This window comes from Bradyrhizobium sp. UFLA05-153, assembly GCF_054185185.1.
This window is the reverse complement of the sequence record NZ_JBBIAM010000133.1, coordinates 1-24,390: the sequence shown is the minus strand read 5'-3', so window position 1 is coordinate 24,390 and position 24,390 is coordinate 1. Positions and strand designations below refer to the sequence as shown.

The 24,390-nt window shown below is 65.4% G+C and carries 21 protein-coding genes and 1 pseudogene; 10 read left to right on the top strand and 12 right to left on the bottom strand.

Annotation, left to right across the window (positions count from 1 at the left end; genetic code table 11):
- Positions 1 to 59: 59 nt before the first annotated feature.
- From Q2941_RS43245 to Q2941_RS43220, 6 genes are all read left to right on the top strand, one after another.
- On the top strand, positions 60 to 668 hold the full coding sequence (locus tag Q2941_RS43245) for a LemA family protein (protein WP_254110538.1): 609 nt from the start codon (positions 60 to 62) through the stop codon (positions 666 to 668).
- A 132-nt stretch (positions 669 to 800) separates the two neighbouring features.
- Positions 801 to 1,724: a TPM domain-containing protein gene (locus tag Q2941_RS43240; protein WP_035665082.1), complete on the top strand. Its 924-nt coding sequence runs from the start codon at positions 801 to 803 to the stop codon at positions 1,722 to 1,724.
- Positions 1,725 to 1,727: 3 nt separating this feature from the next.
- Positions 1,728 to 2,225, top strand: coding sequence for a TPM domain-containing protein (locus Q2941_RS43235; protein WP_458196336.1), 498 nt, complete (start codon positions 1,728 to 1,730; stop codon positions 2,223 to 2,225).
- 341 nt (positions 2,226 to 2,566) lie between these two features.
- Complete coding sequence (locus Q2941_RS43230) at positions 2,567 to 3,655, top strand: hypothetical protein (protein ID WP_458196338.1); 1,089 nt, start codon at positions 2,567 to 2,569, stop codon at positions 3,653 to 3,655.
- A gap of 94 nt (positions 3,656 to 3,749) precedes the next feature.
- The gene (locus Q2941_RS43225; protein WP_027527937.1) at positions 3,750 to 5,285 is read left to right on the top strand and encodes a hypothetical protein; all 1,536 of its coding nucleotides are present in this window, start codon (positions 3,750 to 3,752) and stop codon (positions 5,283 to 5,285) included.
- A 23-nt stretch (positions 5,286 to 5,308) separates the two neighbouring features.
- On the top strand, positions 5,309 to 5,476 hold the full coding sequence (locus Q2941_RS43220) for a hypothetical protein (protein ID WP_254110539.1): 168 nt from the start codon (positions 5,309 to 5,311) through the stop codon (positions 5,474 to 5,476).
- Between the two features lie 10 nt (positions 5,477 to 5,486).
- Here Q2941_RS43220 and Q2941_RS43215 read toward each other — a convergent pair whose 3' ends face one another.
- From Q2941_RS43215 to putA, 3 genes are all read right to left on the bottom strand, one after another.
- On the bottom strand, positions 5,487 to 6,134 hold the full coding sequence (locus tag Q2941_RS43215; protein WP_254110540.1) for a glutathione S-transferase family protein: 648 nt from the start codon (positions 6,132 to 6,134) through the stop codon (positions 5,487 to 5,489).
- Between the two features lie 50 nt (positions 6,135 to 6,184).
- Positions 6,185 to 7,390 carry a CaiB/BaiF CoA transferase family protein gene (locus tag Q2941_RS43210; RefSeq protein ID WP_254110541.1) on the bottom strand — a complete coding sequence of 402 codons (1,206 nt, stop codon included), beginning with the start codon at positions 7,388 to 7,390 and terminating at the stop codon, positions 6,185 to 6,187.
- A 109-nt stretch (positions 7,391 to 7,499) separates the two neighbouring features.
- On the bottom strand, positions 7,500 to 10,499 hold the full coding sequence (gene putA, locus Q2941_RS43205; protein ID WP_254110542.1) for a bifunctional proline dehydrogenase/L-glutamate gamma-semialdehyde dehydrogenase PutA: 3,000 nt from the start codon (positions 10,497 to 10,499) through the stop codon (positions 7,500 to 7,502).
- A 112-nt stretch (positions 10,500 to 10,611) separates the two neighbouring features.
- On the opposite strand from putA, the gene Q2941_RS43200 reads away from it, so the two are divergent.
- The gene (locus Q2941_RS43200) at positions 10,612 to 11,073 is read left to right on the top strand and encodes an Lrp/AsnC ligand binding domain-containing protein (protein WP_027527933.1); all 462 of its coding nucleotides are present in this window, start codon (positions 10,612 to 10,614) and stop codon (positions 11,071 to 11,073) included.
- A gap of 175 nt (positions 11,074 to 11,248) precedes the next feature.
- On the opposite strand, the gene Q2941_RS43195 is transcribed toward Q2941_RS43200, so the two are convergent.
- From Q2941_RS43195 to Q2941_RS43180, 4 genes are all read right to left on the bottom strand, one after another.
- Positions 11,249 to 11,449 (bottom strand): cold-shock protein, encoded by a 201-nt coding sequence (locus Q2941_RS43195; RefSeq protein WP_027527932.1) that lies wholly within the window; start codon positions 11,447 to 11,449, stop codon positions 11,249 to 11,251.
- A 210-nt stretch (positions 11,450 to 11,659) separates the two neighbouring features.
- Complete coding sequence (gene sorB, locus Q2941_RS43190) at positions 11,660 to 11,965, bottom strand: SorB family sulfite dehydrogenase c-type cytochrome subunit (RefSeq protein ID WP_027527931.1); 306 nt, start codon at positions 11,963 to 11,965, stop codon at positions 11,660 to 11,662.
- Between the two features lie 12 nt (positions 11,966 to 11,977).
- On the bottom strand, positions 11,978 to 13,177 hold the full coding sequence (gene sorA, locus Q2941_RS43185; protein ID WP_254110543.1) for a SorA family sulfite dehydrogenase catalytic subunit: 1,200 nt from the start codon (positions 13,175 to 13,177) through the stop codon (positions 11,978 to 11,980).
- Positions 13,178 to 13,317: 140 nt separating this feature from the next.
- Positions 13,318 to 15,048, bottom strand: a complete 1,731-nt coding sequence (locus Q2941_RS43180) for an adenylate/guanylate cyclase domain-containing protein (protein WP_458196334.1) — start codon at positions 15,046 to 15,048, stop codon at positions 13,318 to 13,320.
- Between the two features lie 232 nt (positions 15,049 to 15,280).
- Here Q2941_RS43180 and Q2941_RS43175 point away from each other — a divergent pair, with 232 nt between their 5' ends.
- Positions 15,281 to 16,918 carry a glycosyltransferase family 39 protein gene (locus tag Q2941_RS43175; protein WP_458196337.1) on the top strand — a complete coding sequence of 546 codons (1,638 nt, stop codon included), beginning with the start codon at positions 15,281 to 15,283 and terminating at the stop codon, positions 16,916 to 16,918.
- Positions 16,919 to 17,052: 134 nt separating this feature from the next.
- Here Q2941_RS43175 and Q2941_RS43170 read toward each other — a convergent pair whose 3' ends face one another.
- Both Q2941_RS43170 and Q2941_RS43165 read right to left on the bottom strand, forming a co-directional pair.
- Positions 17,053 to 18,081, bottom strand: a complete 1,029-nt coding sequence (locus Q2941_RS43170; RefSeq protein ID WP_254110545.1) for a YcjF family protein — start codon at positions 18,079 to 18,081, stop codon at positions 17,053 to 17,055.
- A complete protein-coding gene (locus Q2941_RS43165) occupies positions 18,078 to 19,547 on the bottom strand; it encodes a YcjX family GTP-binding protein (protein ID WP_027528740.1) in 1,470 nt (489 codons plus the stop codon). The genes Q2941_RS43170 and Q2941_RS43165 overlap by 4 nt, the downstream gene beginning before the upstream one ends.
- A 183-nt stretch (positions 19,548 to 19,730) precedes the next feature.
- Between Q2941_RS43165 and trhA the strand changes: the two genes are divergently transcribed.
- A complete protein-coding gene (gene trhA / locus Q2941_RS43160; protein WP_027528739.1) occupies positions 19,731 to 20,426 on the top strand; it encodes a PAQR family membrane homeostasis protein TrhA in 696 nt (231 codons plus the stop codon).
- Positions 20,427 to 20,469: 43 nt separating this feature from the next.
- Positions 20,470 to 21,264 (top strand): SDR family oxidoreductase, encoded by a 795-nt coding sequence (locus tag Q2941_RS43155; RefSeq protein WP_254110548.1) that lies wholly within the window; start codon positions 20,470 to 20,472, stop codon positions 21,262 to 21,264.
- A 279-nt stretch (positions 21,265 to 21,543) separates the two neighbouring features.
- Here Q2941_RS43155 and mdlC read toward each other — a convergent pair whose 3' ends face one another.
- From mdlC to Q2941_RS43140, 3 genes and pseudogenes are all read right to left on the bottom strand, one after another.
- Positions 21,544 to 23,163, bottom strand: coding sequence for a benzoylformate decarboxylase (mdlC, locus tag Q2941_RS43150; RefSeq protein ID WP_458196333.1), 1,620 nt, complete (start codon positions 23,161 to 23,163; stop codon positions 21,544 to 21,546).
- Between the two features lie 139 nt (positions 23,164 to 23,302).
- A complete protein-coding gene (locus Q2941_RS43145; RefSeq protein WP_458196332.1) occupies positions 23,303 to 24,154 on the bottom strand; it encodes an HTD2 family dehydratase in 852 nt (283 codons plus the stop codon).
- 15 nt (positions 24,155 to 24,169) lie between these two features.
- Positions 24,170 to 24,390: pseudogene (locus Q2941_RS43140) on the bottom strand (CoA transferase); the annotation flags it as partial.

Sequence of the window (24,390 nt, the reverse complement as noted above, 5' to 3'; positions counted from 1 at the left end):
CATGTCCTCCGCGAGCGCAATCTGATATCTAGGCTCCGGATTCCACCGGGAGAAGTTTCATGCGCAAGATCCTGACCGTGCTGGCGGCGCTCGCCTGCCTCAGCCTGACCAATTGCGGCTACAACGCGATCCAGAGCCAGGATGAGCAGATCAAGTCCAACTGGTCCGAGGTGGTGAACCAGTATCAGCGCCGTGCCGACCTCGTGCCCAATCTCGTCAATTCGGTGAAGGGCTTTGCCCAGCAGGAGAAGGATGTTCTGCTTGGGGTCACCAATGCGCGCGCCAAGGTCGGCAGCATCCAGGCAACGCCCGAGGTGCTCAACGATCCCGCCGCGTTCCAGAAATTCCAGGCCGCGCAAGGCGAGCTCTCCAGCGCGCTGTCACGCCTTCTCGTCGTCACCGAAAACTATCCTCAGCTCAAATCGGATGCGTTGTTCAAGGATCTGATGTCGCAGCTCGAGGGCACCGAGAACCGCATCACGGTGGCCCGCAACCGCTACATCAAGGCGGTGCAGGATTATAACGTCACCATCCGCTCTTTCCCCACCAACCTCACTGCGATGATGTTCAGCTACAAGGAGAAGCCGAATTTCAGCGTGGAGAACGAGAAGGAAATCTCGACCGCGCCGAAGGTCGATTTCAACCCGGCGCCTGCGCCGTCGAAATAAGCGCGTTCGACCCCGATGCGCACCACGTCCTTCGCTGTCATTCCCCGCGAAAGCGGGGAATCCAGTACGCCGCAGCTTCTCCGTATCCCTCCGGCGTCTCTGGAATACTGGATTGCCCGGTCAAGCCGGGCGATGACAGTGAGGATGTTGCGCGCCTGTTCCGCCTTCGCACAGCGTGGCTTCCTCCTGCTTGCACTTCTCCTCGCCTTTGCCTTCACGGCCGCGGCCGACGTCGCCGTGCCGCAGCTCACCGGGCGCGTCGTCGACCTGACCGGGACGCTCTCGAGCGGCGACGTCGCGTCGCTGACCTCGCGGCTGCGGGACTACGAGAACCGCAAGGGCAGTCAGATCGCCGTCCTGATCGTGCCGTCGACACAGCCGGAGACGATCGAGCAGTATTCGATCCGCGTCGCGGATGCCTGGAAGGTCGGCCGCAAGAAGATCGATGACGGCGCGATCCTGCTCGTCGCCAAGAACGACCGGCACCTGCGCATCGAGGTCGGCTATGGCCTCGAAGGCGCGCTCACCGACGTGACCTCGCGGCGGATCATCGACGAGGTCATCACGCCAAAATTCCGGACCGGCGACTTTGCCGGTGGCATCTCCGATGGCGTTGATCGCATAATGCGTGTGATCGACGGCGAGCCGCTGCCGACGCCTCAGCGCAGCACGAGCTTTGCCCGCGACCTGAACGATCTCGGGTCCGTCGCTCCCTTCGCTTTGTTTGCCTCGCTGTTCGTCGGCGGCATCCTGCGCACGATGTTCGGCCGATTGCTTGGCTCGGTTGCGACCGGCGGGGTGCTTGCGGCAGTGGCCTGGTTCATGATCGGCTCACTGGCCCTCGCGATCGGCGTCGGTGCCATCGCCTTTATCCTGGCGTTCATCGCTGATCTTGCTCCGACATCAGGTTCGGGGAGGCGCTACTCGCGCGGCGGCTCCTGGTCGAGCGGTTCCTCGGGAGGCGGCTGGAGCAGCGGCTCGTCGTCCAGCGATAGCGGCAGTTTCAGCGGCGGCGGTGGTAGCTTTGGTGGCGGCGGAGCCTCGGGGAGCTGGTAGGTCATGAGCATCAAGCGCATTACCAGGCATCTCCTGCAGCACCAGTGGCGTGCCAAGCAGGTCTTCACCCCACGAGTGCTCGACCGGATCGAGCAGGCGATCAAGCAGAGCGAGACTGCGCATTCCGGTCAGGTCCGCTTCGTCGTCGAAGGCGCTCTTGATGGCAGGCCGCTGTTCCGCAACCAGCCGGCGCGCGAGCGCGCGCTCGACGTCTTCTCGCATTTGCGCATCTGGGATACCTCCAACAACAACGGCGTGCTGATCTATCTCCTGCTCGCCGACCGCGACGTCGAGATCGTCGCCGACCGCGGCATCGACGCCAAGGTCGGCGCTGCGGGGTGGGAAAAGATCTGCCGCGAGATGGAGACCGAGTTCCGCGCCGGCCGGTTCGAGCACGGCGTGATCAAGGGTATCGAAGCCGTCTCTCGCGAGCTCGCGCGCCACTTTCCGCCGCGCGGCCCGCATCCGAACGAGCTGCCGGACAAGCCGGTGGTGATGTGAATTACCAGTCGTCCTGGCCTTCGCCAGGACGACTATTGGGGAAGCGTCGCGCTTCGCCTCGCAAACGGCGTCCTTGGCGCTGACGGGACGGTTAAGGCCATGTTAACCGGCCAATTCTGTCAGGCAAACAACGCCTTCGTCCGGCATCGAGGCCTGGTCCGTCAGTCCCGAACGCAATTTTGCGCTCGGGCCGCCACGCCGGTTCCATGATCCCGGCCCAATTCGGCCCCGGATGAGTTCCTAAAATTTCGGTAAGCGGGTCCAAGGGTAAGGATTTCGCAAGCAATGAAAGTTACCAAAAGGTCAACCTTGACTGGAGTATTTGAGCCGTGAGCGAAGCAATGCCTGAACAGGCCGCGGAATCGCAGCCCGCCGAGGTTTCGTCGGAGGCTGGCCTGGAGACGCGCGCCGACGTCCCGTCGATCGCGCCGGACCATGAGGCGCCCAAGCCGGATGGGCTGATGCCTGATGCCTCCGAGGTCGAAGCGCCGAAGGTCGAGCCGCCAAGGCTGGTGGTGCCCAAGCTCGACGTGCCCAAGCCGGAAGAGCCCAAGCCGGAAGAGCCCAAGCCCGAAGAGTCCAAGGCTGACGCAGAGCCCAAGCTGCACGAACCCAAGCCCGAGTTGAAGCCCGGCAAGCTGGTCGTCATGGCACCCTCAGAGCGCAACTGGGATCGCGAGGAGCCGGAGGTCAAGCCGGAAGCGAGGGACACGGGCGGCAAGCGCCGGCTCTCGGCGATGGCTGCCGTCGTCGCGCTTGCAGCCGTTGTCGGGGCGATCAGCGGCGCGCTCGCGACCGCTGGCGTCATGCACTTTGCGGCGAACCAGGCTGCTGCGCCGGCACCGGTTGCCGACACCAGCGCGCTGGAAGCCTCCGTCGCGCGGATCGATGCCGATGTCGTTGCGCTGAAGGCCGGCCTTGATCACACCTCGAAGTCCGCGACCGGCCAGTTCAACAAGACCAGCGACCGCCTCGATAAGCTCGAGAAGGCGCAGGCCGAGCCTGCCGCCAAGCTCGCAAAGCTGTCCGAGGCCGTCGACAAGCTGCGCTCGGCGCAGGCCCCCGCGCCAGCGCAGACCGCTGCCGCGAAGGAGACCACTGGCTCGATCGCCCCGGCCCAGGTCGCCGCCGCGACGCCACAAACCCTTTCAGCACAGGCGGCCGCGCTGGCCGCAGCGCCGGCTACGGCTCCTGCACAGGCCGCGGTACCGCTCCCGGCGCCGAAGCCGGAAATCGGCCGGCTGCCGACGATCGAAGGCTGGCGCCTGCGCGACGTTGCCAATGGCGGCGCGCTGATCGAGGGACGCGACGGACTGTACGAGGTCTATGCCGGCGATCCCGTGCCGGGTCTCGGCCGGGTCGATGCGATCCGCCGCCAAGATGGCCGCTGGGTCGTCGTCACCAGCAAGGGTCTGATCGTCGCGCGCTAAGCCGTGCGGCTCCGAGCTTGAGGAAAGGCGCTTCACTGCGATGTGAAGCGCCTTTTTGCTTGAATAGGCCGATAGCGGCGGTGTTAGTGGAGGCATGAGCCATCGCCGTCTGCGAATTCTCGCCGCCCTCGTCGCGCTATGCAGCGGCGCGCTGTCGCTGTCGGCCGCCGAGAATGCAGGCCTGGATCGCGGCACGGCGATCACCGATCCGGAGCAACTGCGCAAGCTCGATCAGCACGATGTGCTGACGATCTCGCGCCTCTTGTGGCCGGAACGGAACGCCAATTTCCCGCTCACATCAGACATGCTGTTCGCATGGTTGCCGCAGCTTGCTCAGATCCGCCCCGCGATCGACGCCGAGTTCGAGCGCTACGTCGCGCGGCGCAAGGCGGAGGCGCCGAACGAAACCATCGGCGTCGGTGAAGGTTTTGATGTTCAACTGTTCGATCGCGCCAATCTCGATTCCCGTGATGCGCGCTTCGTGCTGGCGGGCATCGTCAACCGCATGGATCGCGCCTACGTGTCGGAGGCCTCCTGCGGCGAGGTCCGCCTGATCTACCGTCTTGTCCGTTTCGAGACGAACCCGGATGGCGGCAAGACCGCCTCGCGCCTGCCGATGACGTTCAACCTGGTGCTGAAGGCGCGTGACGAGCGGCAGACCGTGCCGAGCGGAAAGCCGGCGACCTGTGCGGAGATCGCGCGCCGCTGGCTCGCCAACGACGATCCGCTCGATCTCGTCAAGCAACTTCCGTTTCCCTACGATGCGATGCTCGACCGCATCGAGACCAACATCCAGATCGCGGTCATGCCGAAATCGGCGAGCCACGATTTCCGCACCGACTATCTTCTGAAGGTGTTCAAATACAATCCCGACACCAAGCTGTTCGAGGAGTCGACGCTGGAGAACCAGATCGATCGCGATCGCATCCTCAGCGACGATACGCTCAAGCGCGACTTCAGGGACTGGCTGCTCGCGCCCGAGCATTTTGGCGAGTTCGATCGCGGTACGGTGCTGATCCCGGAAAAATTCCTCGCGAAAGCTGCGATCGCGCCGACGCCGGCGGGGCTCGATGCATCACAGCTCCAGCCTGAATTCGGCCTGATGCAAGGCGAGGGCAAAGGCGATGGCGTTTTCACCGACGGCGATGTGGTCGGCGCGCTGAAGGCTGTCGCCGAGCGCGGCATCAGCTTGCAGAACATCCGTTCGGTGGCGGGCTTCCAGCGCCGGCTGAACGACATCACCTGCGCCGGCTGCCACCAGACCCGCGGCATCGGCGGCTTCCATTTCCCGGGCGTCGACTGGCTCGCTGACAAGCCCTCCACCATCGTGCCGGCCTCGCCGCATTTCTTCGGCGACCAGGTCCGCCGCCGCGACATCCTGACCGCATTTGCGGAAGGCAGGCGTCCCGACTTCTCGCGCGGCTTCGCCAGCCGGCCGCAGCTTCGCGGCAGCACCGAGCTTGCGGGAACCGAGTATCAGGACGGCTGGGGCGCCCATTGTTATTTGCAACCGTCGGGATCGGCCGGCACCGACAAGAGTTTTACGTCATGGACCTGCGCCAAGGGTCTCGCCTGCCAGGCGGCAGGCGCCTCACGTCACATAGGCATGTGCTTTGTGAAGACGCGTTAGCCAAAGCGACATTTGGATGACCGATGACGGACAGCAGCGAAGCCAACAAGGAGCGCAATCGCCAGATTGCGCGTAACGAGGAAGCCAAGCAGATCATGGGCAGCATCCGGGTCAGCACCTGGGCTGTTGCGGTGGCGGTCGTCATCGGTGCCATCGTGTTCGCGCTGATCTGGATCGCAGCGCGGTCATAGTTTCTCCCAGTTAAGACGCGTAATGCGCCAGCCGTTTACCCGGCAGCAGATCATACGCCGACCGCCAGCCGGGCAGTGCCGCCATGCGGCCGAGCCAGGCGTGGATGGCGGGATGGCTCTCTCCGAAATCGTAGCCGTGCTCGTCGCTCGGATAATGCAGATAGGCCATCATTGAAATATCGGCGACCGTCGGCTCCTCGCCAATCGCAAATACGTTCCCCGCGAGATGCTGATCGAGAATGCCGAGGAAGTCGTCGAGCCGCCTGCGGAAATGCTTTAGCACCTGCGGGTCGCCATTCGGCGTGAACGTCCGCATGAAGCGATAGGTCGCCATGTAGCCGGTGAGCTTGTGGTTGTCCCAGAACAGCCAGCGCAGCAACTCGAACTTCTCCTCTGCCGTCCCGCCGCCGAAGCGGCCATATTGCTCGGATAGTTTCAGCAGGATCGGTGCGGTCTGCGTCATCTTCACGCCGTCGATCTCGAGCACGGGGATCTCGCCCATTTCGTTGACCGTCTGCCGCCACTCCTGAGTGCGCGTGATGCCGCCGGCAAAGTCGGTCCACACCGGCTCGAAGGTCTCACCGCACAGCGTGAGCATCAGCGCCAGCTTGTAGCTGTTGCCGGATTCGGGGAAGTAGTGCAGGCGGTAGCTGGGCATGGGGGCCTCACAGGACGATGGCGGTGAATGCAGCGTTGGCGTAGCGCCCCTTACGCCACCGCCCCCGATGCGCGCAGCGTCTTGATCATGGCCTCGTCGTATCCCGCCTCGCGCAAGATATCGTCGCTGTGCTCGCCGACCGCCGGCGGCTTGCGCGGCTGGACCTTCCTCGTGCCGTCGATCCAGATCGGGCTATTGATGGTCAGCATGGTGTCGTTCTCGAACGGCACCAGCACCTCGTTGTCGAGCATCTGCTGGTCGTTCGGGATGTCGTCGAGAATCCCGACCACGCCGAACACCAGCCCGTTGCCGTCGAGGATCTTGCGCCATTCGGCGAGGTCCTTGGTGGCGAACACCTCGTCGAAAATCTTGATCAGTTCGACCGAGCGCGCATGACGGTCCGGCTTGGTGGCAAAGCGCGGGTCGGTGATCAGATCCTCCCGCTCCATGCAGCGCGCGAGCGTCGGCCATTGCCGGTCTTCGTTCAGCAGCGAGAGGATGATCCAGCGGCCGTCCTTGCACTGGTAGTGGTTGGTCACCGCGTTCAGCGCGCGCTCGCGCGGGCGCCGCTCGCCGAACTTGGCGCCGCAGAGTTTTGCCTGCGCCAGCACGCTGGCCGCCCACACGCCGTTCGCCATCAGGTTGGAGGCGACATGCGCGCCCTTGCCGGTCTTCTCGCGCTGATAGAGCGCGGTGACGATCGCGCTGTAGAGCGCCATGGCGCAGGGATGATCGCCCATGCCGGCGACCGAGCGAGCCGGCGTCGTGTTGGTGTCGGCGCGCACGAGGTCCATCAGGCCGGAGCGCGCCCAATAGGCGTTGCTGTCGAAGCCGGGCTTGTTGGCCTCCTCGCCCTTTTCGCCGTAACCGGTGAAGGAGGCGTAGATCAGCCGCTCGTTCAGGTGCGCGAGATGGTCATAGGTGATGCCGAGTTTCAAGCGCACCTGCGGTGGCATGTTGGTGATGAAGACGTCACTCTCGGCGACCAGCCTGTAGAGCACGGCCTGCGCGTTCGGCTTGGTGAGGTCGAGCGCGAGGCTCTTCTTGTTGCGCGCTTCCAAGAGCCAGGCGAAATTGTGCTCGCTGGCGGGATAGCCCGGCAGATTCGGCAGATTACGGTAAGGATCGCCCATGCCGGGCGGCTCGATCTTGACCACATCGGCGCCGAAATCCGACAGCACGGTCGCGGCAGCGGGCGCCGCGATGAAGCTTGCGCAATCCAAAACCTTCAGGCCGTCGAAAATGCCCTTCTGCATCGTGCCGCCGCTCCCGCTCTTGTTGTTTCCCGCACGCTGGAATTAGCGCGTGCTGATCTGTCGGTCATTTGACTGATGTTTTGGCGGGATGCAACGGCGCAGGCAGTGGCTACTCCTCCCCCGCGAGCAGGGCAGCGTTGCCGCCGGCTGCGGCGGTGTTGATGGTGACAGTCTGCTCGGTGGTGAAGCGCGTGAGATAATGCGGGCCGCCGGCCTTGGGGCCGGTTCCGGACAGACCGTTGCCGCCGAACGGCTGCACGCCGACCACGGCGCCGATCATGTTGCGGTTGACGTAGACATTGCCGACCGACAGCCGTTCGACGATGGCATCGACCGTGTCGTCGATGCGCGAGTGAACGCCGAGCGTGAGCCCATAGCCGGTACGATCGATTGCACCCAGCACTCGCTCGAGATTTTCGGCGCGGTAGCGTACGACATGCAGGACGGGACCGAACACCTCCTCGGTGAGCTGCCCGCTATCGGCGAGCTCGAAGATGTGCGGCGCCACGAAGCAGCCCTCGGGCGCACTGCCAGCAAAATGCAGTCGCGCCTCCGTCTTCATTCGGGCAATGTGCGCGTCGAGCCGCTGCTTGGTTTCGCGGTCGATCACCGGTCCGATATGGGTCGCAACGTCGCTGGGGTTACCGATCTTCAACTCGCGTGCGGCGCCAGCGATCATCTCGATCATGCGGTCGGCGACGTCCTCCTGCACGAACAGAAGCCGCAGTGCCGAGCAGCGCTGGCCGGCGGAGCGGAAGGCGGAGGTGACGACGTCGTCGGCGACCTGTTCGGGCAGCGCGGTGGCGTCGGCGATCATGGCATTGATGCCGCCGGTCTCCGCGATCAGCGGCACGATGGGGCCGTCCTTGGCGGCGAGCGTGCGATTGATCGATCGGGCGACCTCGGTCGAACCGGTGAACACGACGCCAGCGATATCGGGATGCGCGGTCAGCGCGGCACCGATCCGGCCGTCGCCGGTGACGAGCTGCAGCGCGTTTGCGGGAACGCCGGCCTCGTGCAGCAGGGCTACGGCCTCGCGCGCGATCCGTGGGGTCTGCTCGGCGGGTTTTGCCACCACGCCGTTGCCGGCCATCAGCGCCGCCGTCACCTGTCCGAGAAAGATCGCGAGTGGAAAATTCCACGGCGAGATCGCGACAAACACGCCGCGACCGCGCAACGCCAGCACATTACTCTCGCCGGTCGGACCCGGCATCGCCTCGCCACTGCCGAACAGCTTTCGGCCCTGAGCGGCGTAGTAGCGGCAGAAATCGGCGGCTTCGCGCAGCTCGGAGAGTGCGTCGTCGAGCGTCTTGCCGCCCTCGCGCTGGAGCAGGGTGATGAAATAGGGAGCCCGCTGCTCCAGGAGGTGCGCGGCCTGCTCCAGCGCCGCCGCGCGGGTGCCCGCAGACGTCCGGCTCCAGGCCGCAAAGCCCGCGCGCACCCCTGAGACCGCCGCGTTCGCCTGCTCGGGCGTGGCGTCGGCAACGGGCTTGAGATCGGTTGGCTCGGCCGCGGTGTCGGCCAGCAGGCGATCAAGCGCCGCCCGCTCGCCGAACTCGACGCCGCGTGAATTGCGCCGCTCCGGCGCGAACAGCTCGCGCGGCAGCGGGATCTTCGGGTGATGCGCAGCTTGCGGCTTGCCAATGATGTCAGCGGGGCGTTGCAGCAGGGCGGTCATCGCCACGCGATAGTCGGCGGCCAGCGCCACGAAGGACGAGTTGGCGCCGTTCTCCAGCAACCGGCGCACGAGATAAGCGAGCAGGTCGCGATGGCTGCCGACCGGCGCATAGGTGCGGCAGGCGAGCTTTGGCTGATCCTGCGTGAGCTGCTCGTAGAGCGCCTCGCCCATCCCGTGCAGGCGCTGGAACTCGAAGCTGCCGCTATCGCCGGCAAGCTCCAGCACGGTCGCAACGGTCAGCGCGTTGTGGGTCGCAAATTGCGGGAAGATACGCGGCCGCAACGCCAGCAGCCTCGAGGCGCAGGCGACGTAGTTGAGGTCCGTCATCGCCTTGCGGGTGAAGACCGGATAGCCGTCGAGCCCGCGCTCCTGCGCGCGCTTGATCTCGGTGTCCCAATAGGCGCCCTTGACCAGCCGCACCATCAGTTTGCGGTCGTGCGCGCGGGCAAGGTCGTCGACATAGTCGATCACGGCGACCGCGCGCTTCTGATAGGCCTGGATGGCGAGGCCAAAGCCGTCCCAGCCGGCGAGCGAGGGATCGGCGAGCGTCGCGGCGATCACGTCGAGCGACAGCTCCAGCCGGTCGGCTTCCTCGGCGTCGACGGTGAAGTTGAGGTCATAGGCCTTGGCGCGCCGGGCGAGCTCCAGGAGCTGCGGCACCAGCTCCTTCATCACGCGACCCCGGCTGATTGCCTCGTAGCGCGGATGCAGGGCCGAGAGTTTGACGGAAATGCCGGGACGGTCGGGCAGGGGACGTTCGCCCGCCGCCTTACCGATGGTTGCAATCGCACTGGCATAGGCATCGAAATAGCGCTTGGCGTCGGAGGCTGTGCGCGCGCCTTCCCCGAGCATGTCGAAGGAGTAGCGCGGCTGCTCGCCGGAGCGGGGCCGGGCACGCTCCAGCGCCTGCTCGATGGTCTCGCCGAGCACGAAGTGGTTGCCCATCAGCCGCATCGCCTGCCGCGTCGCGGCGCGCACCGCGGGCGCGCCCAGCCGCTTTACCAGCCGGCCGATGGTGCCGTCCGGCATCTCGCCGGGCTGGATCACCCGCGCCGAGAGGCCGAGCGCCCACGCCGAGGCGTTGACCAGGAATGCGGTGGATTTGGTCTCGTGGTGGACGAAATCGCCCTCGCCGAGCTTGTCCTCTATGAACTGATCGGCGGTGCGGGCGTCGGGCACGCGGAGCAGGGCTTCGGCCAGGACCATCAACGCGAGGCCCTCCTTGGTCGAGAGTGCGAACTCGCGCAGCATGTCCTCGACCCCGCCGAGCCGGTCATCACGCTTGCGGACCGCCTCGATCAGCCGCGTGGCGGTGCGGTCGATCCGCGCCTCCTGGGGCGGGGTGAGGTGCGCGGTCCGCAACAGCGGGGCGGCGATCTCGGCGTCATCGGGCGCGAAGGGCGCACTGAAGGGGAAGGAAGTGTTCGGCATGGCGTGTCCTGTGTCGGCTCAAACCTAATCCGCACATCGCCGTAGTTCGATAGACAAGATAGCGATTTTGCCTTAGAAAATAAAGGAAGTAGGCCAATTTTCAGCGGATACTATGGATCTTGATAAAATCGACCGGAGAATCCTTGGGATCCTCCAGGAGGATGGGCGAATCGCCAATGTCGAGCTCGCCGAGCGCATCGGCCTGTCGCCGACCTCGATCGGCGAGCGGCTGAAGCGGCTCCAGCGCGAGGGTTTTGTCGAAGGCTATGGCGCGCGGCTCAATCCGCACCGCCTGGGGCTCGGCCTACTGGTGTTCGTCGAGGTGCTGCTCGACAAAACCACGCCGGACAATTTCGAGCGGTTCGCGCGCGCAGTGAAGCTCGCGCCCGAAGTGCTCGAGTGTCACATGGTTGCCGGCGGCTTCGACTATCTCGTGAAGGCGCGCCTTCCCGACATGGCCGCGTACCGGCGCTTTCTCGGCGAAACCTTGCTGTCGATGCCGGGCGTGCGCGAAACGCGCACCTATGCGGTGATGGAGGAGATCAAGCGCGACGCACCTTTGCCGGTCGGCTGAAACGTGCCGTCGCGATTGTCGGGGAGGTCGTGTCGATCAGGGGTCTTTACGCGCAAAAAAGCCCACCCCTCGCGCAATCGCAACGCTTGTCGTCGAATGCACTTGATCGTCTTCTAAATTTTTTTTGGCCCGTGCTCCCGGATCCGATCCGGGAGGCGGTGAAATGCCGGAGGGCTTATACCTTGAGGTTTTCTGCCGACGTCTTGCCCCGGTTTGCGATCTCTTCATATTCCACCGTCTGACCTTCGTTCAGGGTGGACAGACCGGCTTTCTGGACTGCCGAGATATGCACGAACACATCCTTGCCTCCCGACGCAGGCTGGATGAACCCATAACCCTTCGTCGGGTTAAACCACTTGACCGTACCTTTGGGCATCACGTCTTCTCCGCGGGACTTTCCTCCACAAGCACGAGCCGCCAGTCCCCGCAAACCGGCCGGCTCGGTCGAAGCAGGATACACCGGAATGTTACGGGCTTGGTAGCTCAAACCATGCCGGTTTCTTGCGGAAATTCGCTCAACTTCGCGGCGGTTTTGCCGGTTTTGCCCGTTTCGCGGTCATTTGACCGGCCGGCGGCGGGCAGCCTGTCAATAGGTCGCGGCGAGATAGTCGACGATTTTGCCGACGTCGGCATCGTCGATCGGCGCGCCATAGACCTTGATCATCTTGGTCACCTCGGCCTGCCAGAAGGCTTTTCTGTCCTTCATCGGTGGCTGGGTGCTGACGTAGTCGGCCGAGTGGCAGGCCGTGCAGTTGTTCTTGACCACGTCGAGATTGGGCCCGGGCTTGAAGGCGGCGACCTCGTCCGGATTCTGGTAGCCGATGGGGGCGGCGGTGGCGGAGCCGTGTAGGCCTGCCGCGAGAGCGAGCGTGAGGAGAGCGGTGCGCTTCATCGTCATTCTCCTTCAGGCGACCGTGACACGGACGGTTTCGACGACGTTGCGCAAATAGCCGGCCGGGTTCCAGCGCGGCGTGTCCGGCTGGGTTTCGCCGCCATTGCTGGTCGCACGCACCTTCAGCTCGACCGGGCCGGCCGCGAGCTTCACCGGCAGCTTCCATTCGCGGAAGGAGTATCTGCCGAGATCCTTGCCGAGCTTGGCCTGCGTCCAGTTCTTCCCGCCGTCGGTCGAGACCGAGACCTCCTTGATGCCCGTGCCGCCGTCGAAGGCGATGCCGCGCAGCGTCGTGCGGCCGGCCTTCAGCCTGGCGCCGTCGGCAACGCTGGTGATGAAGGAGCGGATGGTGAAGCGGTTGATCGGGATCGTCGCCTTCGGCGCAGTTCCCGGCTCGACGCAATTGCAGGGCGTGTCGGGGATGCGATAGGCCGACTTCATCCAGAAGCCGTCGTAGACATTGTCGATGACGGTGATCTCGTTGAGGTGCTTGACCCAGTAGGTGCCGTAATAGCCGGGCACGATGAGGCGCAGCGGGAAGCCGTTGAGGAACGGCAGGTCCTCGCCGTTCATGCCATAGGCCAGCATCACCTCGCCGTCGGTCGCATGATCGATGTCGAGCGCCTTGACGAAATCAGGCGTCTCGTCGCTGACCGGGCCGTCCATGCCGTTGAAGGTGACCTGCTTGGCGCCGGCCTGCACGCCGGCCATCTCGAGCACGGCCTTCAGCGGCACGCCGCGCCAGCGCGCATTGCCCATCGCGCCGTTGCCGAGCTGACCGCCGGCGACGCGCGGATCGGAGAAGCCGCGGCTGTTGCCCGAGCACTGATTGACGGCGACGATCTCAGCCGCCTTCATCTTGCGGATGTCCTTCAGTGACAGCTTGAGCGGCTTGTCGACCTTGCCCTTGACCTCGAGCGTGAACTTGTCGGGATCGAGATTGTAGGGCAGGTCGGAGAGATGATAGCGGACGAAGAACGCGTTGTTCGGCGTGAGCGGGCCGTCGTTGAAGATCGCGAATGGCGTCTCGAGCTGCGGAGGCCGGCTGGTCAGGCCGATCATCGGCCGCTTCTGCGGATATTTCACCAGCGGCCGCTCGCCATTGGCGAAGGGCAGCGTGACGGTGTCCAGCGCCAGCGCCTTGGTCGAGCTCAGTGTGGCCGCCACTGCGGCAAGTCCCGCTCCCTTGAGCAGGTCGCGTCTGTCGATCATCGTCTCCCTCCGGAGCATTTCGGTCGAGTCGCGGTCATCACCGCTGGCCTCGCGATCATCTGTCGCATCGGCGGGTGCGAAGTCAATTCGTGCTTTCGCAGCGTGACCACGACGCTGCATCGCAGCATGAATGCGCGGCGTCAGGCCGCCGCGCGCTCGTCGCGGTCGACTAGGCCGCCGAGCTGCCTGGCATCGGCGATAACGCGCACGGTCATCGGCTCGTCGCGGCCGCGGATCGCGACCTCCTGCTGCGGCAGCGCGTCCTCTGCAAGACCGGCGGTGCGGCGAACTTCGTCGGAGGCGATGGCTTCGCAAGCGAGCGCCTTGGTCATGTCCTGCAAACGCGCCGCGACGTTGACGGCGTCGCCGAGCGCGGTGAACACGATGTGATCGCGATAGCCGATGTCGCCGATGATCACTTCGCCGCCGTGAATGCCGATGCCGAAGCGGATCGGATCGCGCAGGTCATGGCTCAAGAGCTCATTGAGCTCGTCGACATGCTTGGCAATGCTGCCTGCCGCGCGCAGTGCCTGGCGGCAGGCGGTTTGCGGATTGGCCGCGAGGCCAAACAGCGCCAGCATGCCGTCGCCGACGAACTGGTTCGGCTGGCCGCCATTCTCGATTACCGCCTGCGAGACCGCTCCTAAGAAACGGTTGACGATGAAGACGGTATCGAAGGGCAGACGCTTCTCGGCGAGCTGGGTCGAGCCGCGCATGTCCACGAACAGGCTGACGAGATAGCGCTCCTGGCCAATCCGCGCCGGCCCTGAACCTTCCATGCTCGCCGCGGTGTGCGGCGTGAACAATTGGAAGAAGGAGAGATCGCAGGTCGGCCGCAGCTGGCAGGCGAGGCGAATCGAGGGATCGGTGGTGCCGACGCGCGCAAGCACGAAGGCTTCGCGCTGCGACGGCTCGGGGAGGATGCCGTGATCGCCGATCACGCGGATGCGGCAGGTCGAGCAGCGCGCGCGGCCGCCGCAGACGCTGGCATGCGGCACGTTGTGGCGCAGGCTTGCCTCGAGCACGGACAGGCCCTTCGGCACGCGCACCGTCTTGCCGTTGCCGTAGGACAGCGCGATCATGCCGCCGCGCCGCTCGCGCAAGCCCCGCACGCCGCGCGCGAGCAGCACGATGCCGAGCAGGCCGAGATAGCCGAACGTCAGCCCGCCGGTGATGCGGTTGAGCGTGCGGTCTTGCGCGACGGTGCCGACCTGGCGCTGGGTGAGATTGGCCGCGCGCCAGTCCGCATCGTCGCTGTCGGCGGCGGCGCTGCGTCCGCCCTGATAGATGCCGAGCATCGCCAGCGTCGGGATCAGCACGGCCGCGGAGAGCAGCCAGGGCGCGGCGCGCTGGAAGAACGGCTTCATACGCAGCCAGAAATAGAGCCCGATGCAGCCATGGACCCAGGCGACGATGAGCAGGATCGTCATCTGCCACAGCCGGGTGGAGGACGCGACGAAGAACAGGTAGAGCTCCTGCGGATAGAGCTTTTCATGTCCATACAGCGTGTGGGCGAGCCGCACGCCGATCAGATGCGCCATCACCAGCGCTGGGATGCTGAGGCCCAGCACGAGCTGGAGCGGCTCGACCGTCTTCCAGCGGAACTGGCGGCGCTGATAGAGCGCGAAGACGCCGAGCCCGGCATGCACCAGTGCCGCGGTGTAGAACAGGATCGCGACCGGCAGGAACTGCCAGAACAGGACATGGTAGTAGACGCCGGCCTGCATCGCCTCGACGGAGATATTGCCGAGCGCATGGTTGAGGAAATGGCTGACCACATAGCTAAACAGGATGACGCCGCAGACCAGTCGCACCTGGCGAACGCCGGTGCCGCGGAACAGTTCGGAAAATCGTGCAAGAACGGTCGCCATGATTCGGTTTGTATCAGCTCGTCATGTAGATCAGCCATCGTAGAGTTTAATTCCAGCCGAGAACAGCTCGCCCGATCACTTGCGCGGCATGGGGCTGCATTGTCTCGGTCGTCGTCCCGGATCTGCGCTTCGCGAGCCCCGGGACGACAGGGGAGAATGAGGCGCCGTGTCCCCCGCATTGACTCCCCCTCCCAAGTCGGGGAAAAGCGCGCCCGTGACGACAGCCCCCGACATGACAGCAAAGCCCGACGGCGCCGCGCGCCGGCACCTCATCATCGCCGCGCTGGTGATCGCGGCAATGACGGCTTTGCGCATCGTCTATGCCTCGATGCTCGAGCTGCGCACCGACGAGGCCTATTACTGGACCTGGTCGAGGGAAGCTGCGCTCAGCTTCCTCGACCATCCCCCCGGCATCGCCTGGCTGATCCGCTTCGGCACCGCGATCTTCGGCGACACCCAGCTCGGCGTCCGCTTCGGCGGCATCGTGGCGATGTTCGTCACGCAGTGCCTGCTCGCCGACATCGTGCGACGCATGACGCATGACGTTCGCGCGATCGTGTTCGCGCTCTTGATGCCGGAGGCGGCGCTCTATTACGGGCTGCTGATGTCCAAGGTCGCACCTGACGTCGCGATGATCCCCGTCGCGGTCGCGATGTTCTGGTCGCTGGTGCGGCTGACAGAGAGCGGCGACGGCCGCTGGTGGCTCGCGGCCGGATTGTTCGCGGGGCTCTCGCTGCTGTCCAAGTTCACCGCCATCATGTTCCTGCCCGCCGTGATCGCGTTCGTGCTGGTGCCGGATTGGCGCTGGCGCTGGCTGCGCAGCCCCTATCCCTATCTCGCCATGCTGGTTGCGATTGGCGTGTTCTCGCCGGTCCTGATCTGGAACGCGCAGCACGACTGGGCCTCGTTCCGCTTCCAGGGCGTGCGCGCGACCGCCAATTACGGCGTCTCCTTGCGCACCATCGGCGATTATATCGGCCTGCAATTCGGCCTCGTCGGCTTCGTCATGCTGCCGGTGGTGCTATCCGGCCTGACGCTGACGGCGTGGCGCGGCTACCGCACGCGCGAGCCGGTCGCTATCCTGCTTTCGACCGCGGTGCTGGTGCCGTTCCTCTACTTCCTCTGGAAATCGCTCACCTTGCGGGTCGGTGACACCTGGCCGATGTTCATGTGGCCGGTCGGGTTCGCCGCTGCGGCCATCAATCTCGCGAGCTTGCAGCGCGAGGGCTGGTCCGAGCGGATGATCCGATCGGCAAACTTCTGGGCCGATACGGCCGTCACGACCGGCATCGCCTTCGTCGTCGTGGTGTTTCTCTACTACGTCGTGGCGCCCTGGAATCTCCTCGGCAGGATTGATCCGATCGGCGCCGAGGCCGGCTATGAGCAGGTCGCTGCGCGCGCGCAAGCGCAACTCGACAAGACCGGGGCGACCTGGATCGCGACGACCGACTATCGCACCTACGCCATGCTGCGCTGGCTGTTCCGTGGCCGCGTGCCGGTCATCGAGATCAACGAACGCGGCCGCTTCCAGGATTTTCGTGATCCCGGCATGGACCGCATCAGTGGGCATGCCGGCCTCTATGTCGGACGCGAGCCCGACAATCATCTGCCGCTGTGGAATGCATTGCCGGTCACTCGCGAGCCGCTCGAACAGGTCGACCGCCGCTGGCGCGGCCTCGTCATGGACACCTACGCGCTGGAGAAGCTCACCGGCTGGACGCCTGAGCTCTCTCCGCCAAAGGACTCGCCGCTGTTCCAGTGGCGTGTGCTGGCGGGCGAAATGCGAAAGACGCGCACTCGCATAGTTAGGGACGCGACGGCCTCTTCCCTTCTCCCCTTGCGGGAGAAGGTGGCGCGAAGCGCCGGATGAGGGGTCTCTTTCCGCGAATTCAAGTCGTGAGAGATGCACTCGCGGAGAAAGACCCCTCACCCGTCTCGCCGCTGCGCGGCGAGCCACCCTCTCCCACAAGGGGAGAGGGTGCAGCGTGCGCGTGGCGCGAAGCGCTACTCCTCGTCTTCCTTTTTCCGCAGCAGATCCGTCGCAAGATCCGACAGCTTCGGCTGCGGCAGTGCTGCGAACGGCAACGGGCGCGTGACGTCGATGGCGGCGAGGCCAAGCCGCGCCGTCAATAGTCCGTTGAGCACGCCTTCGCCGAGGCGTTGCGACAGTTTTGCTGCTATCCCGTGGCCGAGCATCTGCTGCACCAGGCTGTCGCTCGCGGCCATGCCGCCGGTGATGGCGAGGTGGGCGATGACGTGGCGCAAGAGCCGGATCATGCCAAGCGCACCGGGGCGGCCGCCATAGAGCCGCGCGAGCTGGCGGATCAGGCGCAGCGAGGCCACGAACACGAACAGCACATCGATCAGCGCGCGAGGGCTCACCGCGGTGACGATCGAAACCCGCTGCGCGGCCGATGACACCAGCCGCCGCGCTTCCGCATCCAGCGGCGTCATCAGCTCGCGCTCGGCGAGGCGGATCATGTCGGCGCCGTCGATGATCTCACCGGCGTGGTTTTGCAGCGTCGCGCGGGCGCGTGCGAGCTGTGGGTTTTGATGCGCGATGCGCAGCAGATCCTGCACGATGACGCGGCTCTCGGCGCGGTTGTCGCTGGCGAGCACGCTTGTCGCGCGCTGGTGCAGCTTCTCGATGGTCGCGAGCCGGGCAAGACCGAACGCCTCGCGTCCGACCACGACAGCGAGTGCGAGCGTGGTGACGAAGGCGAGAGCGAGACCGACGATGCCGAGGCTCTCGCTCCGCGCAAAGAGATCCTCGATCAGATGGACGACGCCAAGCCCGACCCCGAGCAGCGTCAGCCCGGCAAGGCCCGACCAGAACAGCGTGCCCCAGGGGAAGCCGCGCCGCACCACGACCGGCGTCTCGACCGGCACGGGCAGCGCCAAGGGATCGGGCTCCGGCGTGATCTGGATCGCGGCGCGGCTGAGTCGTCCGGGCTCATCGGCTTCGGTCACGACGACGCCCGGGTCATCCAGGCGGAACGTCGCGGGCCGCCGCTGCTCGTGTCGCTCGTTCATTCCAACCTGTCTCCGATCAGGAACTGCAAGGCACGGTCAAGGCGGATGTGAGGCAGCGTCGGCTCCTCAGCCCCCTCGCGCTCGAGCTTTGGCGGGCGGAAGCGCAGGAAACGGAAGTCGCTCGTCTCAGCAGCGGCAGTCGAAAGCCCGCGGAATGATTCGGCGCCGTTGAACAGCGCTTCCGGGTCGGCAGGCAGATCGCCAGGGAAAGTCGCCACTTCAGTACTGCCGTCGAAAAGTTCGCCATTGGCGCTTTCGCCCGCGGTGGGCGTGCCGAGAATGGATGGCAGTCTGTCGCGTCCGCGCGCAACCTGCGCCTCGCGCGTCGCGCGGACGGCGGCGAGCGCCACCACATCGATCTCTGCGCCGGTGCTTTCAGCACGCGCGACAGCCCGCGACACCGCGCGCCGCAACACGGCCTCGAGGCGGTCGTGACTGGAGTGATGCAAATGATCGGCCTTGGTCGCCGCGAACAGGATGCGATCTATGCGCGGGCGGAACAGGCTGGAGATGAAGGTGCTGCGTCCGATCCGGAAGCAATCCAGAATGCCGGCGAGCGCGGCTTCGAGGTCATGCAGCGCTTCGGGGCCGGAGTTGAACGCGGCGAGCGCATCGGCCAGCACGATCTGGCGGTCGAGCCGGGCAAAGTGGTCGCGAAAGAAGGGGCGCACCACGACGTCCTTGTAGGCCTCGTAGCGGCGTACCATCATCGCCCACAGCGATCCCTCCGGCGCCTGTCCGCCCGTGGGCACATCAAGCGGTGCAAAGGTCAGCGCCGGCGAGCCGGCGAGACTGCCGGGCATCAGGAAGCGGCCGGGCGGCAACAGGCTCATGGCAAAGCGCTCGTCGCGGCAGGCGCGCAAATATTCGGTGAACAGCCTTGCGGAGGTCAGCGTTGCCTGCTCGTCCTCGGCTGCCTCGGGCTCGAGCGTTGCCAGATGCGCGTGCCAGTCGGCCGCCGGATGCGCCCGCGGCGCCGCGCGCGACAGCGCCAGACTCTCCGCCGACCATTGCTCGTAGCTCTTTTGCAGCAGCGGCAGATCGAGCAGCCACTCGCCGGGATAGTCGACGATATCAAGCGTCAGGTTACGGTCCGCGCCGTTCTGGCGCTGGTAGTCGATGACGAGGCGGAGCTCGCTGATGTCGACGGTGGAGTTCGGCCAGTGCCGGTCCTCGGTCAGCGCGCGCAGATGGTTTTCGTAGTCGAAGCGCGGCACGGCATCGTCTGGCTGCGGCGCGAGTTTTGCACGTGCGATGCGGCCGGAGGCAAAGGCCTCGAACACCGGAAACCGGCCGCCGCGCGTCAGCGCATGGATCAGCGCGGTGATGAACACGGTTTTACCGGCCCGCGACAGGCCGGTGACGCCGAGCCGGACAGTCGGATTGAAGAAGTGCTCGCCATAATCGAGCAGCGCCCGGGCCGACAGGCGCGCCTCTTCGACCATATCCTGGAAGCTGAATGCCATGGGGGAGGCGAGGGATCTCGTGCCGGCGGAATAGGCAGATTGGACTAGTCACAAAAGTGGCAACTGCTTGAGGAAAATCAAGCTTCATACTTCCACCGCGTTTTCGGGTGAACCAGCCTTTGAACGCCTCGCCGACCACGAAAGACCCACATAAGAGTGCCACAGCGTCGCCTTCGGACTGCCATGACCGTTTTTAGACTGAAAGAACTCGCGTCGACCTCCGTCCATGCCGCAGCCGACGTCATCGGCTGGGACTATGACCGTGCCGAGCTGATCGCCGACGGCGTCATCCATGCCATCGGCGTGCTGACGGGCATCGTCGCGGCGTCCGTTCTGGTGGTGCTGGCAGCGGTCAATGCCAGCGCGGTCGACATCGTCGGCGTCTCGATCTACGTCGCCGGCCTGCTCTCGATGCTGGTGCTGTCGGCGACCTATAATCTGTGGCCGGTGTCGCCGGCCAAATGGATATTGCGGCGTTTCGACCACTCGGCGATCTATCTCCTCATCGCTGCGACCTACACCCCGTTCATCCTGGAACTAAAGGACAGCACCTTCGCGCTGGCGCTGCTCGTCGGTGTCTGGTGCGTGGCGATCCTCGGCATCGTGCTCAAGCTCGGCTGGCCCGGCCGGTTCGACCGCGTCGCCGTCGGTATTTACCTCGCCATGGGCTGGAGCGGCCTGATGCTCTACGACGCCGTGGTCAAGGCGCTGCCGACCATGGCGCTGTGGTTCGTGGTCGCGGGCGGCGCGCTCTATTCCCTCGGGGTGATCTTCCACGCCTGGCGGCGCCTGCGTTTCCAGAACGCGATCTGGCACGGCTTTGTCTTGGCCGGCGCGGCGTGCCATTATACCGCGGTGCTCGATCTCGTCCTGAGCTGAGCGCGAACAGAAGCGGTATAAGCGGCATAAGAGGAGACGTCGGATGCAGGTGACCGGCAAAGTCGTGGTCGTCACCGGCGGCGCCAATGGCATCGGCAAGGCGCTGTGCGAGGTGTTTCATCAGGCAGGCGCGGCCAAGGTCGTGGTCGCGGATATGGAGGCCGCCGGCGCGCGCGCAGTGGCGGCCACCGTGAACGGCGCCGCCTTCAAATGCGACGTCGCCCAGGAAAAGGACATCGCCCATGTCATCGACGAAACGGAGCGGCAGTTCGGCCCGATCGAGCTGTTCTGCTCCAACGCCGGCATCGGCGGCGGCTTCGATCCCTTATCAGTAAACGCCGGCGGCTCGTCGGATGAGCCCTGGCAGCGGAGCTGGGCGATCCACGTCATGGCCCACGTGTACGCGGCGCGGCACCTCGTCCCGCGCATGAAAGCCCGCGGCGGCGGCTATTTCCTCAACACGATCTCGGCCGCGGGCCTGCTCTCGCAGGTCGGCAGCCCCGCTTATTCGACGACGAAGCATGCAGCGGTGGGCTTTGCCGAAAACCTCGCGATCTCGCACAAGGCGCACAACATTCGCGTCTCGATCCTCTGCCCGCAGGGCGTCGATACCAACATGCTGCGCGCGATCCCGAAGGGGCCGCAAAGTGGCGACGGCGACCTCTCGCCCGAGCAGGTCGCGAAAGACGCGCTCGCCGGCATTGCGCAGGAGACGTTCCTGATTCTGCCGCACGCGCAGGTGCTCGGCTACATGCGCAAGAAGACCGAGGACTACGACCGCTGGATCGGCGGCATGGCCAAGATCCAGGCCAAGATGCGGGAGGAATTCGGGAAGTAGGGGGATGCGCAGCCGCAACTGACGCCGTCATGCCCCGCGAAAGCGGGGCATCCAGTACGCCGCGGCTTTTCCGTATTCGTCACGGCCTCTGGAATACTGGATCGCCCGCTCCAGTGCGCAATTGCGCACAAGGCGGGCGATGACACCGAGAATCTGGCGAGCCGTTTCAACAATCTCGTCATTGCGAGCGCAGCGAAGCAATCCAGACTGCTTCCGCGGTGGCACTCTGGATTGCTTCGTCGCTTCGCTCCTCGCAATGATGATGGGTTAAAGCGCAGCCTAATTCTTCGCGTACAGCAGCGGCACCGCCGAGTCCACGACGACCTCGACGAGGCTCGTGCCGTTGGACGTGAGAGCGCGCTTGAGCGCATCCCCAAGCTCCGCCGCCTTCGTCACCCGCATCGCGTCGCAGCCCATGCCTTCGGCGAGCTTGACGAAATCGATGCCGGGCAATTCCAGCCCCGGCACGTTGCGCACCTGCATGACCTGGCTGAACGAGCGCATGGCGCCGTAGCCGGAATTATTGATGACGACGACGGTGAGCGGCAGCTTGCGCTGCGCGGCAGTCCATAGCGCCTGGATCGAATACATCGCCGAGCCGTCACCGATCAGGCACACCGTGCGGCTCGTCGGTTTGCCGAGCGCCATGCCGACGGAGGCGGGCAGTGAGTAGCCGAGCCCGCCGCTCGACATCGTGTAAAAGCTGTCCTGGCCGCGCATCGGCATGAACTTTTGCATCGCGGGCCGGTGCGAGGGTACTTCCTCGACCAACGAGCTGCCCTCCGGCATCGCTTCGGACAGCGAGTGCAGAAGGAACTCGACCGGCAGCGGATCGGCCGCTTTTGGCGCTGGTGGAAGTGTGCGGCCCTTTGGCGTCGCGCGCTTGCTCTCCGGCAGCAGGTCGAGCAGCGCGCTCAGCGCCGGCTTCATGGTCGCGACGATGCTGGCGCCGACCGGCGTCACGGCGGCGGCATCCGGATCGTCGGTGATCTGGAATATCTGCGTGCCCCCGTCGAAGATCGACGCGTGGCCTTCGACATGGAAGGTGAAGACCGGCGCGCCGATCACGACGACGAGATCGTGCGCGCGCAGCGCATCCGAGAGCTGGCCGGGCGAGGCATGCAGAAAGCCCGCAAACTGCGGATGGCGCTCCGGAAACGAGCAGCGCGCCGAGAACGGGCTCACCCAGACGCTCGCCTTCGCCTTCTCCGCGACGCGTACCATCCGATCGACGGCGCCGGCGCGGTCGACGCCGGGGCCGACGACGAGGGCAGGGTGCTTGCTCGAATTGAGCGCGGCGACCAGCGCCCTCATCGCCTCCGGCTCGGGCCCGAGTTCGCGGCTGACCTTGCGCGCTTCGACCGGCGTCGTCGCATGGGTCCAGTCGTCGATCGGGATCGAGACGAAGGTGGGCCCGCAGGGAGGCTGCATCGCGGTGTGATAGGCGCGCGCGATCGCGGCCGGCACGTCTTCCGCGCGCGCCGGCTCGACGCTGTATTTGACGTAGGGCCGCGGGAATTCGGACGCGCGCTCGGCATAGAGGAACGCCTGCAACGGCAGGATCGAGCGCGCCTGCTGGCCCGCGGTGATCACGAGCGGCGTCTGGTTGCGATGCGCGGTGTAGATGTTGCCGAGCGCGTTGCCGACGCCGGCCGCCGAATGCAGATTGACGAAGCCGGCGTTGCGCGTTGCCTGCGCGTAGCCGTCGGCCATGCCGACGGCGGAGGCTTCCTGGAGCGCCAGCACATAGTCGATATCGTCGGGCCAGTCGCTGAGGAACGGCAACTCGGTCGAGCCGGGATTGCCGAACACGCGCCTGATGCCGAAGCCACGCAACAGGTCGAGCGTTGCCTCCTTGACGGAGACGGATTTGCTGCCGGATTTTCCGTTCTTCGCCACTGTTTCCGTCCCTTGTTGTTTATTGAAGCTCCCTGCCCCGCTCGTCATTGCGAGCGAAGCGAAGCAATCCAGACTGCTACCGCTGTGATAGTCTGGATTGCTTCGTCGGTGCGCTCCTCGCAATGACGAGGAGAGTGTATCACCACACCGCCGTTCCCTTCATCGTCGGCTGTCCTTCCGCATTCGCCGTCCACAGCTCGAGGCCGGCGTCGGTGTCATTCGCGTTGACGGAGAACTCCGTCCCCTCGAACAGCGGCTGTACGCCGCGATAGCTGAATTTCTTCGGCGCCTTGCCGCCCCGCATCTTCGCCGCCATCTCGATGATCAGCGCTGCCTGCAATGGCCCATGGAAGATCAGGCCCGGATAGCCCTCGACCTTGGTGACGTAGTCGCGGTCGTAGTGGATGCGGTGGCCGTTGAAGGTCAGTGCGGAGTAGCGGAACAGCAGCACGGGATCGGAGACATGCGTCTCGCGGTGCTGCGCCTTGGGCGGCGGAGGCGGGGCCTTCGCGCCGCCGGGCTGGCTGCTTGTCATCGCGCGATAGACGATGTCCTGCCGCTCGCGGATCGCGACCCCGCGCGGGGAGGTAATGGTGTGCTCGACCGCGACGAAGCACAGCGTGCCGGTCGAGCCGGTCTTCACCGTAACGTCGGCGATGCGCGAGGTCCGGGTCGAGTCATCGCCGACGCGCAATGGCTCGAAAAATTCGATCTCGCCGCCAGCCCACATCCGGCGCGGCAGCGGCACCGGCGGCAGGAAGCCGCCGCGGGTGGGGTGGCCGTCGGGGCCGAGCATCGACATCGGAAACACCGGCTGCGCCAGGCACCAATGCACCGTGAACGGCGCGGCATCGCCGGATCTGGGCTCGCCGACCTCCTGGAACAGCGTTGCGCGCAGGCCCTTGACGAGCTGCGCGGTGACGGTGTCGGTGGCCTCCTGGGTGCGGCCGATCCATTGCCGCAAATGATCGATGTCGAGCTTCTCGGTCATGACGCCTCGCTCTTGTTACTTCTTCTGTCCGGGCCGCTCGCCGATGCCGGGCACAGCGCCGTAGCTGCGCGTCTCGCCGACGATGATCGGCGCCGGTGCGGGATAGCTGACGCGGCCGTTCGGCGTATCGACCTCGATGCGGCGCAGATGCGGATGGGTCGCCAGGTCAGCCATGGTGTTGACCTCGGCGAAAGCGATGTCGGCATCCGACAGCCGCTTCAACTGTCTCTTATACA

Excerpts from the sequence above, each read along its gene's own strand:
- sorB (WP_027527931.1), bottom strand. The coding sequence starts at position 11,965 with ATGAAGCGCACCGCTCTCCTCACGCTCGCTCTCGCGGCAGGCCTACAC.
- Q2941_RS43170 (WP_254110545.1), bottom strand. The coding sequence starts at position 18,081 with ATGAACGAGCGACACGAGCAGCGGCGGCCCGCGACGTTCCGCCTGGAT.
- Q2941_RS43230 (WP_458196338.1), top strand. The coding sequence starts at position 2,567 with ATGCCTGAACAGGCCGCGGAATCGCAGCCCGCCGAGGTTTCGTCGGAG.
- Q2941_RS43175 (WP_458196337.1), top strand. The coding sequence starts at position 15,281 with ATGACAGCAAAGCCCGACGGCGCCGCGCGCCGGCACCTCATCATCGCC.
- Q2941_RS43215 (WP_254110540.1), bottom strand. The coding sequence starts at position 6,134 with ATGCCCAGCTACCGCCTGCACTACTTCCCCGAATCCGGCAACAGCTAC.
- Q2941_RS43245 (WP_254110538.1), top strand. The coding sequence starts at position 60 with ATGCGCAAGATCCTGACCGTGCTGGCGGCGCTCGCCTGCCTCAGCCTG.
- sorA (WP_254110543.1), bottom strand. The coding sequence starts at position 13,177 with ATGATCGACAGACGCGACCTGCTCAAGGGAGCGGGACTTGCCGCAGTG.
- Q2941_RS43155 (WP_254110548.1), top strand. The coding sequence starts at position 20,470 with ATGCAGGTGACCGGCAAAGTCGTGGTCGTCACCGGCGGCGCCAATGGC.
- Q2941_RS43195 (WP_027527932.1), bottom strand. The coding sequence starts at position 11,449 with ATGCCCAAAGGTACGGTCAAGTGGTTTAACCCGACGAAGGGTTATGGG.
- Q2941_RS43145 (WP_458196332.1), bottom strand. The coding sequence starts at position 24,154 with ATGACCGAGAAGCTCGACATCGATCATTTGCGGCAATGGATCGGCCGC.
- Q2941_RS43235 (WP_458196336.1), top strand. The coding sequence starts at position 1,728 with ATGAGCATCAAGCGCATTACCAGGCATCTCCTGCAGCACCAGTGGCGT.
- putA (WP_254110542.1), bottom strand. The coding sequence starts at position 10,499 with ATGCCGAACACTTCCTTCCCCTTCAGTGCGCCCTTCGCGCCCGATGAC.
- Q2941_RS43220 (WP_254110539.1), top strand. The coding sequence starts at position 5,309 with ATGACGGACAGCAGCGAAGCCAACAAGGAGCGCAATCGCCAGATTGCG.
- Q2941_RS43200 (WP_027527933.1), top strand. The coding sequence starts at position 10,612 with ATGGATCTTGATAAAATCGACCGGAGAATCCTTGGGATCCTCCAGGAG.
- Q2941_RS43225 (WP_027527937.1), top strand. The coding sequence starts at position 3,750 with ATGAGCCATCGCCGTCTGCGAATTCTCGCCGCCCTCGTCGCGCTATGC.
- Q2941_RS43180 (WP_458196334.1), bottom strand. The coding sequence starts at position 15,048 with ATGGCGACCGTTCTTGCACGATTTTCCGAACTGTTCCGCGGCACCGGC.
- Q2941_RS43210 (WP_254110541.1), bottom strand. The coding sequence starts at position 7,390 with ATGCAGAAGGGCATTTTCGACGGCCTGAAGGTTTTGGATTGCGCAAGC.
- Q2941_RS43165 (WP_027528740.1), bottom strand. The coding sequence starts at position 19,547 with ATGGCATTCAGCTTCCAGGATATGGTCGAAGAGGCGCGCCTGTCGGCC.
- trhA (WP_027528739.1), top strand. The coding sequence starts at position 19,731 with ATGACCGTTTTTAGACTGAAAGAACTCGCGTCGACCTCCGTCCATGCC.
- Q2941_RS43240 (WP_035665082.1), top strand. The coding sequence starts at position 801 with ATGACAGTGAGGATGTTGCGCGCCTGTTCCGCCTTCGCACAGCGTGGC.